Genomic DNA, 13,184 nt, shown 5'->3' with positions numbered 1-13,184 from the left:
GGAGGACTCTGTCCCTCGCGAGGCCGCGAGTCAAGGGAAAGTACTGAAACGACAGGGAAAACCCGCACTGGCGCGCGTTGTCAGCGCCCGGGCGTCAACTCACGTCGAAGGTCTTCCGGCAACACGACCGGGAGCCGGCAGGTGAACTTCTGACACACGTACGCCGCGGGCCGTCCGCCGACCAGGTCCCGGCCGGCCATCAGCGGTACGTCGAGGCCTGGCTCGCCGTGCACCACGGCCGTCCCCCAGGGCGAATCCTTGAAGGCGACCAGGAGAAGCTCGCCCGACTCCCCCGCGATGGCGATCTCCAGCGGCCCGGCGGCAGCCGTCTCCGCGACCGCGAGTCCCCGGCCGGCGAACCGCGGCGCCCGCGCGGCCAGCGTCGCCGAGGCGTTGATCGCCTGCATCGCCGCGGCGTCGTACCGGGCCGATCCGGTCAGCGAGGCCGCAGTGGTCAACGCTTCGGCCGCCAGCGATACACCGGCCGGACTTGCGTTGTCGGTCGGATCCTGCGGCCGCCAGACCAGCGACTCGGCGTCCGCGGCCGTGTCATAGAAGGTGCCCTCAGCAACGAACTGATCGAGAACCCTGTCCAGCAAGGACTCGCCGAGCCGCAACCAGTCGGCGTCACCGGTGACGCCGAGCAACGTGAGGCAGGCCTGCGCGAAGGCGGCGTAGTCCTCGAGCACGCCGTGTGCGGTGCCGACCTTGCCGTCGCGCGAGGTCCGGTGGAGTCGGCCCGACCCGTCGAGGTGGACGTCCCGGACCAATCCGGCCGCGGTCACCGCCGCCTCGACGTACTCGGGCTTGTCCAGTACTACGCCCGCACGCGCGAGCGCGGTGATCGCCAGACCGTTCCAGGCGACAACCACCTTGTCGTCGCGGCCCGGGTAGGTCCTGGCGCGCCGGGCGTCGCGCAGTACGGCCTGCACTTTCTGCCAGCGGGCGGGATCGTCGGGGTCGCGGCGGAGTTGCAAAACGGAGGTGCCGTGCTCGAAGGTGCCGGTCACGCCGCAGAGGTCGATCACCCAGTTGGCGTCTTCGCCGAGGACTTGGTGGAGCTCCTCGGGCGACCAGACGTAGTACAGGCCCTCCTCGCCCTCGGTGTCCGCGTCGAGCGCCGACGCGAAGCCACCCTCGGGAGTGCGGAGCTCGGCGAGCAGGAAGTCGGCCGTCTCGGTAGCGATCCGCCGCGCCAGTGGATCCTCGGTGATCGCCCACCAGTGCGTGTAGACGTCCAGGAGCAGCGCGTTGTCGTAGAGCATCTTCTCGAAGTGCGGGATGACCCATTGCCCGTCCACGCTGTACCGCGCGAAGCCGCCGGCGAGCTGGTCGTACATACCGCCGCGGGCCATCCGCTCGCAGGTGTGCGCCACCATCGCCAGCGCGTCCTCGGAGCCGGTCCGGCGGTGATGCCGGAGCAGGAAGTCGAGCACCATCGACGGCGGGAACTTCGGCGCCGACCCGAAGCCGCCGTCCACCGGGTCGAAGTCCACCTTGAGCAGCGCGACCGCCCGCTCCAGCGTCTGCTCGTCGATCGAACCCTGCGCCGCCGCCGTCCGGGCGCCGAGCTGGGACACCACCTGAGTGCCGATCCCGTCGATCTGGTCGCGCTTGGTCCGCCAGGCCTCGACCAGGGACTCGAGCACCTGGCGGAAGGTCGCCATCCCCGCCCGCGGTTGCGACGGGAAGTAGGTGCCGCAGAAGAACGGCTCGGCCGCCGGAGTCAGGAACACCGACATCGGCCAGCCGCCCTGGCCCGTCATCGCGACCGTCGCCGCCATGTAGATCGCGTCCACGTCGGGGCGTTCCTCGCGGTCCACCTTCACGCAGACGAAGTGCTCGTTCAGGTAGGCGGCGGTCTCCTCGTCCGCGAACGACTCGTGCGCCATCACGTGACACCAGTGGCAGGCCGAGTACCCGATCGAGAGGAACACCGGCACGTCCCGCTCGCGCGCCTCCGCGAACACACCCTCCGACCATTCGCACCAGTCGACCGGATTGTCCTTGTGCTGCAGGAGATACGGCGATGTCGCGTTCGCCAAGCGGTTCACCACTGCGGCTGTCTCCCATCACACGCGCGGGCGTTCCACGCCATGCTCAACTACAACACACGCACGACAGCCCCACCCACCCGGGACGACCAGCCACAGCGGCGACGCGATGCCGCAATCATCCGTTCCGGATGATTCCGGCCGCGACCGGTGGTCCTAGCGTGGCTACTCGGGAGGCAGCGAAATGACGACAGCCACGCAGCGGACACCCACCCCGTTCACCCAGGACGACTACGCCGCACGAATGAGTCGAGTGGTGGACGAAGCCGTCGGAGCGGGACTCACCGGCGTCATCGTCGCGCCCGGACCGGACCTGGTGTGGCTGACCGGCTATCAGCCGACAGCCATCACGGAGCGGCTCACGATGCTGGTGCTCAGCGCCGATCGAGAACCCACGCTGGTGGTGCCGACACTCGAGCGGCCCGATGCGGAGTCAGCCGAGGGCGCCGGCGCCGTCACCATGATCGACTGGGCCGATGGATCCGACCCCTACCCGTTGGCCGGAAGCCTGCTGGCAGCTGACGGCCGGTTCGGGATCTCGGACTCGGCCTGGGCCATGCACCTGCTCGGGCTGCAACAGGCGAGACCGGCAACGAGCTACCACGCGTTGAGCCAGGGCATGCCCATGATGCGTGCGGTCAAGGACGCCGACGAACTGGCGCGGCTGGCGATGGCAGGCGAGGCCGCCGACTCGACGTACCTGGAGATCATCCAGCTCCGCTTCGCCGGCCGGCGCGAGACCGAGGTCGCGGCCGATCTGGCCCGGCTGCTCCGGGAGTTCGGCCATGAACAGGTCGACTTCACCGTTGTCGGGTCCGGCCCCAACGGCGCCAACCCGCACCATGAGGCAGGAGAGCGGGTCATCCAACCCGGCGACTCGGTCGTGCTCGACTTCGGCGGCCTGATGCACGGGTACGGGTCCGACACCACGCGCACGGTCTGCGTCGGCGAACCGAGCGCCGAGGTGCAGAAGGTGCACGACATCGTCAGGGCGGCGCAACAGGCGGCGTTCGAGGCCGTCCAGCCGGGCGTGCCGTGCCAGGAGATCGACCGCACTGCCCGGGCAGTCATCACCGACGCCGGCTACGGCGACCAGTTCATCCATCGCACCGGCCACGGGATCGGCGTGACCACCCACGAACCGCCGTACATGGTCGAGGGCGAGGAGCAGCCGCTCGAGCCCGGCATGTGCTTCTCCATCGAGCCCGGCATCTACCTGGCCGGCCGGTTCGGGGTCAGGATCGAGGACATCGTCACGGTCACCGAGAACGCCGGACGACGGTTCAACAATACCGACCACCACCTCCGCGTCGTCGAGTAGGAACGCGAGGTTCGTCGACCGGGTACAGCGTCAGATCGTCCTTGTCCTGTTGGCCGTTTCACGGTCTTCAGCATCATCACGCGGGCGTTGCTCGACCCGGATGCTCGCCGTCGGTCTCAACGCGATCCGGAGCCGGATGCGGAGCCGCCGCACCCCGGATCACGAGTGAGATGACCGGTCTCACCTTTCATCCGCTGCGGATGATCCGCGTGCGACCGCGGATTCCTAGCCTTAGGCCACTTACCAGCGCAACATCGTGGCCAAGGGGGCGATGATGGTGTCGGAACTTGGAAGCACTCCTCTATCTTGTGGCTGGCCGCCCGGCCAGGGAGTCAGGACCGGTAGCAAGTCCCTCAGAGCGTGGTTGCGATGAGCTCAGCAGACGTACCCGTCGAGCCTCTTGCGGCCGCGTCCGCCAAAACCAAGGTCCCCGCCACCGCGTGGATCTCGTGGGTGGCGCTGGCGATGATGACGACGAGCTCGGTGGCCAGCCTCCGGGCGGCGCCGACGATGGCGGTCTACGGACTGGCCTGCGTCTTCTTGTACCTGCTTCCGGCCATCGTGTTCCTGCTGCCCACCTCGCTTGTCTCCGCGGAGTTGGCGTCGGGTTGGGATGGCGGGATCTACAAGTGGGTCTCTGAAGGCATCTCGAAGCCGATGGGCTTCCTGGCGGTGTGGTGCCAGTTCGCGATGACGATCTTCTACTACCCGAGCCTCCTGGGGTTCGTGGCCAGCACCCTGGCGTACGTGTTCAACCCCGAGCTGGCCAGTAGTGGTGTGTGGACCGCGGCGGTCATCATCGTCGTCTACTGGTCCGGTGTCTGGGTCTCCTCGCGCGGTACCAAAGGCGTGGCCGGCCTGGCCAGCGGCGGCCTGATCATCGGCACGCTGATCCCCGGCGTCGTCCTGGTCACCCTCGGCGTCGTCTTCCTCGGCCAAGGCAACCCGTCGGCCGCACCGATGACCGCGGACAACATTTTCCCTGTCTGGGCAGGGCTCTCGAGCCTGGTCCTGATCGTCAACAACTTCCTGTCCTACTCCGGCATGGAGATGAACGCCGTCCACGTGTCGTCGCTGAAGAACCCGGGCAAGGAGTTCCCGAAGTCGATGTTCCTGGCCATGGGCCTGGTGCTGGCGATCTTCATCCTCCCCGCGCTGGCGATCAGCTGGATCGTCCCCGCCGAGGAGCTCTCCCTCACCGCCGGGGTGATGCAGGCCTTCGACGCCGTCTTCGCCAACTTCGGCTGGCAGTGGCTGACCCCGATCGTCGGGATCATGCTGGTCACCGCCTCCGTCGCCGGCATGCTGACCTGGCTGGCCGGCCCGTCCAAGGGCCTGCTGCTCATCTCCCGCCAGGAGGGCTACCTCCCGCCATACCTGCAGCGCCTGAACAAGAACGGCGTCCAGCAGAACATCCTGGTCGTCCAAGGCCTGCTCACCACCGTGATCGGCCTCGCCTACGCGTTCATTCCGGATGTGTCGAGCGCCTACTGGATCTTCTCGGTGATCACCACACAGGTGTATCTGATCATGTACCTGCTGATGTTCGTCGCCGCGGTCCAGCTGCGCCGCAAGAACCCGGACCACGCCCGTGGCTACCGGGCGCCGATGCTCGTCGGGATGTGCGGCGTCGGGTTCGCGGCCTCGCTGGCGGCATTGTTGGTCGGGTTCATCCCGCCCTCGCAGTTCGAGTCCGGCAACTCCGGCGTGTACCTCGCGATCGTCGGCGGCGGCGCCCTCGGTCTCGGCCTGCTCGTGCCTTTCCTGTTCTACCGGTTCCGCAAGGATTCATGGAAGCAGCCTGAGCCGGCGGGGGTGACGGAGTCATGAGCACGCCTGTCGAGACACAGACCGGCAGCGAACGCCGGACCATCTACATCGTCGTCGCGGTGGTCCTCGTGATCCTGTTGATCATCGGCCTGATCGCCTTCAGCTCCGCGAAGTCCACCCAGCAGGCCGAGCAGAAGGCTGACCAGTTCATCGCTGCCCTCCAGGCCGAGGGGGCGAGAACACCGACGCGCGACCAGGTCGTCAGGGTTCTGGGCGACGACGGAGGCGCGACCTGCGACAATCCGAACGAGGCCCTCAGCCGCGGGACCCTGCTGTCGCTGCTGTCCAACGGCGCCAGCGGGCCGGGGATGCGGCCCGTGATCGCGGACAGCCGCGTCGTCCGCGGTCAGCTGCTGATCATCAAGATCTACTGTCCGGACGAGCTCGAAGACTTCCAGCAGTTCGTCGACGACCTCAAGACCAGCGATGTCGCGGGGTGAGTGGTGATGCAACTGCGAACCCGGATCGCGGACCTGATGCCGCGGGCGCGGGAGGAACTCGCCGACCTCGTCGCCATCAGGTCTGTGGCCGACCCCCGCCAGTTCCCTGCTGAGGAATGCGAGCGCGCCGCGACGTGGGTGCTCGAGAAGTTCAAGGAGCTGGGATTCTCCGACGCGGAGCTGAAGGAGACGGCGGACGGCAGTATGGCCGTCGTCGGGTCCCGGCCGTGCTCGGATCCCGACGCTCCCACTGTGTTGCTGTATGCCCACTACGACGTCCAGCCACCACTCGACGACGACGCCTGGCGCACGCCGCCGTTCGAGCTCACCGAGGTGGACGGTCGCTGGTACGGCCGCGGAACGGCCGACTGCAAAGGCAACATCGTCATGCACCTCACGGCGCTACGTGCGCTCGGTGAGCAGGTGCCGGTGAACCTCAAGCTCGTGGTCGAAGGATCCGAGGAGCAGGGAACCGGTGGCCTCGAGGCGTTCGTGCCTGACCACGCCGATCTACTCCGCGCAGACACCATTCTCGTCTGTGACACCGGCAACGCGGCCGTCGGCCACCCGGCGGCCACGGTGAGCCTGCGCGGAATGGTGAATGTGGTCGTGACTGTCGAGGCCCTAGGCTCCGAGGTCCACTCCGGCATGTTCGGCGGTCCCGCGCCGGACGCGCTCGCGGCCCTGGTCGCGATGCTTGCCAGTCTGCGCGACGAGCACGGCAACACCACGATCAAGGGGCTGGACAACACCCAGACCTGGTCGGGCGAGCCCTATCCGCCCGACCAGTTCCGCCGCGACGCGACCGTGGTGGAGGGCGTCTCCTTGTCGGGGGACGGCAGCGTTTCGGACATGCTGTGGGCGCGGCCGGCGGTGACCATCCTGGGCATCGACTGCCCTCCGGTGGTCGGGTCGGCGGCGGCCATCGTGCCGAGGGCGGCGGCGCGGCTGAACCTGCGCATCCCGCCGGGCGTGAGCCCGGATCAAGCCGGGACCAGCCTGATCGACCAGCTTCAGGCGGCTGCTCCCTGGGGCGTCCGCGTCACCACGGAGATCGAGGCGGCCGGCGCGCCCTTCAAGGCCGAGATCGACGGGCCTGCCTACACAGCCATGGCGACGGCGATGCAAGACGCTTACGGCACGCCGATGGCCACGCTGGGACAGGGCGGATCCATCCCGCTGTGCAATGTGTTCGCGGACACATACCCCGGGACCGAGCTCATCCTGATCGGCGTGGAGGAACCGCAGGCACTCATCCACGCGCCGAACGAGAGCGTCGATCCGAACGAGCTCGAAGCCATGGCACTGACCGAAGCCCTCTTCCTCCAGCGCTACGCAACAGGCCCTGCGAACAAGGGCTGACCACTAGGAGATCCCCCGCGGAGGACAGGAGGTCCTCCGCGGAGGATGTGCCCCGCCTCAGGTGGTCTGCGAGAGGGCCACCGACAGGCCGATCGCGAGCGCCATCACGACGAGTTCGCCGATGACGAGTTGCCAGAACCGGGGGCCGGGCTCGATCAGGTTGACGACGACCTGGCGGCGGTGGATCCAGCCGCCGATGATCAGTACGACGAACGCGACCGTCTTGGCGAGCAACAGCCCGCCGTACGCGTCGGAGGTGAGGACGTCGAGGACTGTGTCGTAGCCGCCACCCTTGGCCGCGAGGCGACCGGCCGCGCTGATCACCCCGCTGAGCAGTACTGCGATCGACGAGACGAGGGCGACCTGGCTGTAGCGCTCCAGCACGAGAGGCAGACCGTTGCGGCTGGCCCGCCCGTACCGGACCAGACCGGCCAGTCCCCCGACCCAGGTGGTCGCCGCAATGACGTGGATGACCAGAGCGGCGCCGGCGAGGACGACGTACGACTCATTGCGGGGGTAAGCGGTCAGGGCCGGCGGGATCAGCGCGGCGATGGCCACCAGTACTCCGAGGCCGGCGGCCGAGGAGGTCTGCACGCGGCGGATGCCGATCGCCAGCGCGACCACGAGGATGCCGGTGATCAGGAGCGCCTTCACTTCGGGCACACCGAGCGCGTCGTCCAGCCGGAGCCGGAGCAGATTGACGGGGGTGTCGAGCAAGATCGCCGCCGTCACGATCGCTCCGGCGAACGCCGAGACGGCCCAGATGATCGCGGAGTTGCTCGCGTCGCGGATCGCCCGGCGGCCTTGCAGTCCGAGCGGACCGCCGTCAGTGCGCAGCAGCACCACCGCGGCCAGCAGGGCACCTGCGCAACCGACCGTCGCCATCGTGGAGAGCAGCCGGAGGAACGGCAGCAGCCAGTCGATGAAGACGCCCGGCCCGCCGATCGCCAGCGGGTCCGCCTGCGGTTCGCTGCCGGCCGAGTACAGGCCGACGACCATCGCCACCGCGGCCACCAGCACCGCGCTCGCGCCACCCGCGACCAGACGTCCGGGCATACGGTGCCGGGCGGCGCGGGTCGCGGTCACAGAGCGATCCCGCCCTCGGCACCTTCGTTGAACACGCGCACACTATAGGTGAGCTATCTAACAGTGTCCCGCCGCGACACCATCTCGTGACCCGGGTGTCGCAAACGGTTGCTTCAGCGTGACTTTCGGCAATCGCGGCGAGCAGGCTGTTGCCCCCGGCACCGACCTGGTCCGGGCCCTATTTCGGCTGCGATGCGCCGTTCTCGGCCTCGGTCTTGGCCTCGGCCCCAGCCCCGGCTTCCGCGTCGGCCTGCGGGCCGTCAGTCGTCGGCCCGACAGCGCCAGCCTGGTCCGCTGAGCTGTCCGTGGTCGGCGGGACGTCGGACGGTGCTTGGTCGCGCGCACCAGCGTCCGGGTCGAAGTCGATCTTCTTCAGCTGCTTGCCCATGTTGCGCCACAGCAGCACCGTGGCGGCACCGAGCGCCAGCACGATCAGCAGCGCGACCCAGCCCGGCTTGACCGAGTTCGGGTCGATCTCTGTCGCCGGCAGCTTGATGCTCAGAAGATGGGTCGTCGCTTTCACCACGCCAGTGTCTCACCGTCCCGCCCCGCCGTCAGCGCAGCCCCGCGAAGAGGTCGTCTTCAGGCAGTTCGGACTCCACCAGGCTGCGGGCCAGCTCGTAGTCCTCGGTCGGCCAGGCCGCCTGGTGCACCTCCAGCGGTACGGCGAACCACGCGCCCTCCGGGTCGATCTGGGTCGCATGCGCGAGCAGCGCCCGGTCCCGGACCGCGAAGTACTCCGAGCATTCCACCCGGGTGGTGATCCGGCGCTCGTTCTCCGGGTCGGGTTTCCAGTCCTTCAGCCGGTCGGCGTACGGCGACTCCAGGCCGCGGGCGAGCATCGCGTCGTTCAGCGCCTTCATCCGCTCGCGGTGAAAGGTGTGGTGGTAGTACAGCTTCAGCGGCTGGTACGGCGCCCCGAACTCGGGATACGCGTCAGGGTCACCGGCCGCCTCGAACGCCGCCACGGTGATCTGGTGGCACATCACGTGATCCGGGTGCGGGTAGCCCCCGTTCTCGTCGTACGTCGTGACGACCTGCGGGCGGAACTCGCGGATCAGCTTCACCAGCGGGGCGGCGGCGTCCTCGACCTTGAGCGAGGCGAAGGAGCCCTCCGGCAGCGGCGGCGGCGGATCACCCTCGGGGAAACCCGAGTCGACCCAGCCGAGCCATTCCTGCCGGATGCCGAGGATCTCCCGGGCGGCGTCCATCTCCTGGCGGCGGATCTCGCTGATGTTGGCCAGCACGTCCGGCCGGTCCATGTTCGGGTTCAGGATCGAGCCACGTTCTCCACCGGTACAGGTGGCGACCAACACATCGACGCCCTCGGCGACGTACTTGGCGGTCGACGCGGCGCCCTTGCTGGACTCGTCGTCGGGGTGAGCATGGACATGCAGCAGGCGAAGATCTTCAGTCACAAGAGACAATGGTCCTCCAAGCCCGAGGAGAACCAGTGACCGACCCACACCCGGCCGTGCGAACCGACAGCGCGCAGGCCGCTCTGGACGCCCGCTACGGACGGACCGGCCGCCGCCGCAGGCCGCTGGTCCTGGGCGTCATCGGCACCCTCGTGCTGCTCGGACTGGTCTGGCTGCTGTGGGTCGCGTTCGTCCAGTCGAACCCGCCGGTGTCCTCGCGGCTGCTGGGTTTCCAGGTCACCTCGGACACCTCGGCGAACGCGACGATCCAGGTGGACCGGAGCAAGTCGGTCGAGGCGGCCTGCCGGCTGCAGGCGAAGGCCGCGGACTTCTCGATCGTCGGCGAGATCACCGTGACGGTGCCGGCCGACTCACCCCGTCAGCAGACGGTCACCTCGACCCTGACGACGCAGCGCGCGGCGACGTCCGTAGTACTGGTCGGGTGCACTACCGCCGACGCCCACCGGCCGAACTGACACCGAAGTCAGCGCTCGGACCGGTTAGCTCGAGCCACGTCAGTGGTCTACAGGTGGTCTAGCGATTGGTCTGGTTACTGGTCTTGCCGCTGCACCGATTACCGACCGGCGCCATGCAAGCGTTTGCCAAGCCCTTGAGCGGGCAAAGAACTGTGGGGTTCTGACCCCGATCTTGCTACGCTCAGTGGATTGGTCGCCGTCGACGACGGCGGCCTGAAGCTTTTCTACCCATCCCATCGACAAAGGAGCAGCCCGTGACGCAGAAGATCGACGAGGACAGCGTTGTCTGGCTGACGCAGGATGGTTACGAGCAGCTGAAGTCCGAGCTCGAGCACCTCAAGGGGCCGGCCCGGGCGGAGATCACGCAGCGGATCAGCGACGCCCGCGACGAGGGCGACCTCAAGGAGAACGGCGGCTACCACGCCGCCAAGGACGAGCAGGGCAAGATGGAGGCCCGGATCCGCCAGCTGGAGGACATGCTGCGCCGCGCCCGCGTCGGCGAGACCCCGAAGTCCGGTGGCGCCGTCGAGCCCGGCATGAAGGTCTCGATCAAGTTCGCCGGTGACGACGACGTCGAGACGTTCCTGCTCGGCTCCCGCGAACTCCTCGCCCTGGACTCCTCGGTGGACATCGACGTCTACTCGCCGCAGTCCCCGCTCGGCGCCGCCATCATGGGCAAGAAGAAGGGCGAGAAGGCGACCTACGAGGCGCCCAACGGCAAGCCGGTGACGGTAGAGATCGTCGCCGCGGTCCCCTTCAAGGGCTGACCCACCAGACACCCCACCCCGGCTCCCCCGCTTGGGGGGCCGGGGTGGTTGTTTGTCCCGGTACTACGAACGCCCACCTCCGGCGCCCCGCCGCTCCACCCAGCGGCCATCCGGTGCTGCCTGTCCCGACTTAGCTCCGCAGCACCACAACCCCCACCACGACGGCGGCGCAGGCGTGGTTTGTTCGCGCAGCACCACGACCCCGCCGCCGCCCGACTTCACCTCACATGCGCGAGAGCATGAGCGTCCACTCACTCGTGGAAACGCGTTCTCGGCAATCGCTTTCCCGGCCCGAATCCCACGACTCGGCGGACCCGGCAGCCGGATGAGGTGGTTGGTGTGGAGGTGGCTCCGCGGGTTCGGCTGTTCCGCCAACGGACGGCTGGTACGCCCGGCGGCTTCGATGGCACGCCGGGCGGCCTCCATGGGACGCTCGGCGTCCGCTTGGGGATTTAGTGGGCGGTGGAGCTTCTGTACTTGCGGACGGCCAAGGGGGCGAAGACGGCGATGATGGCGGTGCACCAGATCAGGCTGAGCCAGACCGGGTGCTGGGCCGGGAAGCCGTCGGGGCTCGCGAACGGCGACGGGTTGCCGAAGAGGTGTCTGCAGGCGGCGACGATGGAGGAGAGCGGGTTCCACTCGGCGATCGGCTGCAGTGCGCTCGGCAGGTTCGGCGTCGGCACGAACGCGTTCGACAGGAACGTCAACGGGAACAACCAGATCAACCCCGCCGACGCGGCCACCTCGGCGCTACTCACCGACAGGCCGATCAACGCGCCCACCCACAGCATCGCGAAGGCGAACAGCAACAGGATCGCGAACGCCGCCAGCGCCTGACCGAATCCCTTGTGCCAGCGCCACCCCACGATGAACCCGCAGAGCACCATCACCAGCATCACGAAGGCGTTGAAGACCACGTCCCCGATCACCCGCCCGGCGATCACCGCTGACCGCGCCATCGGCAGCGACCGGAACCGGTCGATCAGCCCCTTCGCCATGTCGTCGGCCAACCCGACGCTCGCCGACGCGACCGCGAACGCCATCGTCTGCGCGAAGATCCCGGCCATCAGGAACTCGCGGTAGGCCCGCGGCCCCGGGAAACCCGGGATCGGGATCGCGTTGCCGAACACGTACGCGAACAGCAGCACGAACATGATCGGCTGGATGGTCGCGTAGATCAGCATGTCCGGCGTCCGTGGGATCCGCTTCAGCGTCCGCCAGGCAAGGATCCCCGCGTCCGTCACCGCCTGGCCCGTGGAGTTCTGCTTGACCTGCGTGTCCGTCGCGCTCATGCCTGCACCTTCTTCCCCGCCGGCTTCCCGGCCGACTCGTCCGGCACCGTGTCCGCGTTCTCCGCCGCGTGTCCGGTCAGCGTCAGGAACACGTCGTCCAGCGTCGGCCGCCGCAACCCGATGTCGGCGATCCGGATCCCAGCCCCGTCGAGCGTCCTGATCACCTCGACCAGCGCGCTCGAACCACCCGGCGCCGGCAGCGTGAGCCGCTTGCTGTGCTTGTCGAGCGTGGTCGCCTCCGGGTCGGTCACCTCCAGCGCGGCCGTGAGCAACTCCAGCGCGCGATAGGTCTCGTCCTGGTCCTGCACGACTACCTCGATCCGCTCACCGCCCACCTTGTTCTTCAGTTCGTCCGCCGTACCACGGGCGATCACCGAGCCCTGGTCGACCACCACGATGCTGTCGGCCAACTCGTCGGCCTCCTCGAGGTACTGCGTGGTCAGCAGAATGGTGACTCCCTCGCTGACCCGGTCGCGGATGATCTTCCACAGGTCGAGGCGGCTCCGCGGGTCGAGCCCGGTGGTCGGCTCGTCGAGGAACAGCACCCTGGGATGGGCGATCAGCGAACCGGCCAGGTCGAGCCGGCGCCGCATACCCCCGGAGTACGTCTTCAGGATCCGATCGGCGGCGTCGGTGAGGTCGAAGGTGTCGAGCAGTTCGTCGGCCCGTTGCTTCGCTTGCTGGCTGCTCAACCGGTAGAGCCGGCCGAACATCCACAGGTTCTCCCGGCCGGTCAGCAGTTCGTCGACGGCCGCGTACTGCCCCGACAGGCCGACCAGGGCCCGGACGGTGTCGGCTTCCGTCACCACGTCGTGGCCGAGCACCCGGGCCGTGCCCGCGTCGGGTGCCATCAGGGTCGTCAGGACCCGGACCGCTGTCGTCTTACCTGCTCCGTTGGGTCCCAGCAGGCCGAGCACGCTGCCTTCCGGAACCTCCAGATCGATGCCGTCGAGGGCTTTGACCGTGTTCTTCCTGGTCCTGAACGTCTTCACGAGGCCGGTCGCCTCGATAGCAGCCATTTCCAGCCGCCCCTTCCTGGATCCCCGCCGGACTTTGACTAGGGGCCATCGTGGACCAGCCCACCGACAGTTTCGACAGGTTTTCGCCCGCGATGCCCGATAAGTACGCTAGCAGTTAT

General features: G+C 68.2%; 12 protein-coding genes. 6 read left to right on the top strand and 6 right to left on the bottom strand.

Going from position 1 to position 13,184, the window contains the following annotated elements; all coding sequences use genetic code 11:
* Window positions 1-80: 80 nt before the first annotated feature.
* Complete coding sequence (locus ACFPJ1_RS33905) at window positions 81-2,054, bottom strand: thioredoxin domain-containing protein (protein ID WP_380110421.1); 1,974 nt, start codon at window positions 2,052-2,054, stop codon at window positions 81-83.
* Window positions 2,055-2,238: 184 nt separating this feature from the next.
* Here ACFPJ1_RS33905 and ACFPJ1_RS33900 point away from each other — a divergent pair, with 184 nt between their 5' ends.
* The 4 genes from ACFPJ1_RS33900 (at window position 2,239) to ACFPJ1_RS33885 (ending at window position 7,007) form a co-directional block, all read left to right on the top strand.
* Window positions 2,239-3,375 (top strand): M24 family metallopeptidase, encoded by a 1,137-nt coding sequence (locus ACFPJ1_RS33900; protein ID WP_380110325.1) that lies wholly within the window; start codon window positions 2,239-2,241, stop codon window positions 3,373-3,375.
* A 369-nt stretch (window positions 3,376-3,744) separates the two neighbouring features.
* Complete coding sequence (locus ACFPJ1_RS33895; protein ID WP_380110322.1) at window positions 3,745-5,205, top strand: APC family permease; 1,461 nt, start codon at window positions 3,745-3,747, stop codon at window positions 5,203-5,205.
* Window positions 5,202-5,645: a hypothetical protein gene (locus ACFPJ1_RS33890; RefSeq protein ID WP_380110321.1), complete on the top strand. Its 444-nt coding sequence runs from the start codon at window positions 5,202-5,204 to the stop codon at window positions 5,643-5,645. Before ACFPJ1_RS33895 ends, ACFPJ1_RS33890 begins: the two co-directional genes overlap by 4 nt.
* A gap of 6 nt (window positions 5,646-5,651) precedes the next feature.
* Complete coding sequence (locus ACFPJ1_RS33885) at window positions 5,652-7,007, top strand: dipeptidase (protein ID WP_380110318.1); 1,356 nt, start codon at window positions 5,652-5,654, stop codon at window positions 7,005-7,007.
* A gap of 57 nt (window positions 7,008-7,064) precedes the next feature.
* Here ACFPJ1_RS33885 and ACFPJ1_RS33880 read toward each other — a convergent pair whose 3' ends face one another.
* The 3 genes from ACFPJ1_RS33880 to mca form a co-directional block, all read right to left on the bottom strand.
* Window positions 7,065-8,093, bottom strand: a complete 1,029-nt coding sequence (locus tag ACFPJ1_RS33880; RefSeq protein WP_380110316.1) for a copper resistance D family protein — start codon at window positions 8,091-8,093, stop codon at window positions 7,065-7,067.
* Between the two features lie 178 nt (window positions 8,094-8,271).
* Window positions 8,272-8,616: a hypothetical protein gene (locus tag ACFPJ1_RS33875; protein WP_380110314.1), complete on the bottom strand. Its 345-nt coding sequence runs from the start codon at window positions 8,614-8,616 to the stop codon at window positions 8,272-8,274.
* Between the two features lie 31 nt (window positions 8,617-8,647).
* Window positions 8,648-9,511, bottom strand: coding sequence for a mycothiol conjugate amidase Mca (mca, locus tag ACFPJ1_RS33870; RefSeq protein ID WP_380110313.1), 864 nt, complete (start codon window positions 9,509-9,511; stop codon window positions 8,648-8,650).
* A 35-nt stretch (window positions 9,512-9,546) separates the two neighbouring features.
* Between mca and ACFPJ1_RS33865 the strand changes: the two genes are divergently transcribed.
* Together ACFPJ1_RS33865 and greA are read left to right on the top strand one after the other, a co-directional pair.
* Window positions 9,547-9,987, top strand: coding sequence for a DUF4307 domain-containing protein (locus tag ACFPJ1_RS33865; RefSeq protein WP_380110311.1), 441 nt, complete (start codon window positions 9,547-9,549; stop codon window positions 9,985-9,987).
* Between the two features lie 254 nt (window positions 9,988-10,241).
* Window positions 10,242-10,754, top strand: a complete 513-nt coding sequence (gene greA / locus ACFPJ1_RS33860; protein WP_380110309.1) for a transcription elongation factor GreA — start codon at window positions 10,242-10,244, stop codon at window positions 10,752-10,754.
* A gap of 452 nt (window positions 10,755-11,206) precedes the next feature.
* Here greA and ACFPJ1_RS33855 read toward each other — a convergent pair whose 3' ends face one another.
* Together ACFPJ1_RS33855 and ACFPJ1_RS33850 are read right to left on the bottom strand one after the other, a co-directional pair.
* Window positions 11,207-12,046: an ABC transporter permease gene (locus ACFPJ1_RS33855; protein ID WP_380110307.1), complete on the bottom strand. Its 840-nt coding sequence runs from the start codon at window positions 12,044-12,046 to the stop codon at window positions 11,207-11,209.
* Window positions 12,043-13,065, bottom strand: coding sequence for an ATP-binding cassette domain-containing protein (locus ACFPJ1_RS33850; RefSeq protein ID WP_380110305.1), 1,023 nt, complete (start codon window positions 13,063-13,065; stop codon window positions 12,043-12,045). Before ACFPJ1_RS33850 ends, ACFPJ1_RS33855 begins: the two co-directional genes overlap by 4 nt.
* Window positions 13,066-13,184 lie beyond the last annotated feature (119 nt).

It is taken from the genome of Kribbella qitaiheensis, from assembly GCF_042657745.1.
Lineage (GTDB): Bacteria > Actinomycetota > Actinomycetes > Propionibacteriales > Kribbellaceae > Kribbella > Kribbella qitaiheensis.
Note: the sequence above shows the minus strand (reverse complement) of the source record. Positions and strands in the feature narration are given on the sequence as shown.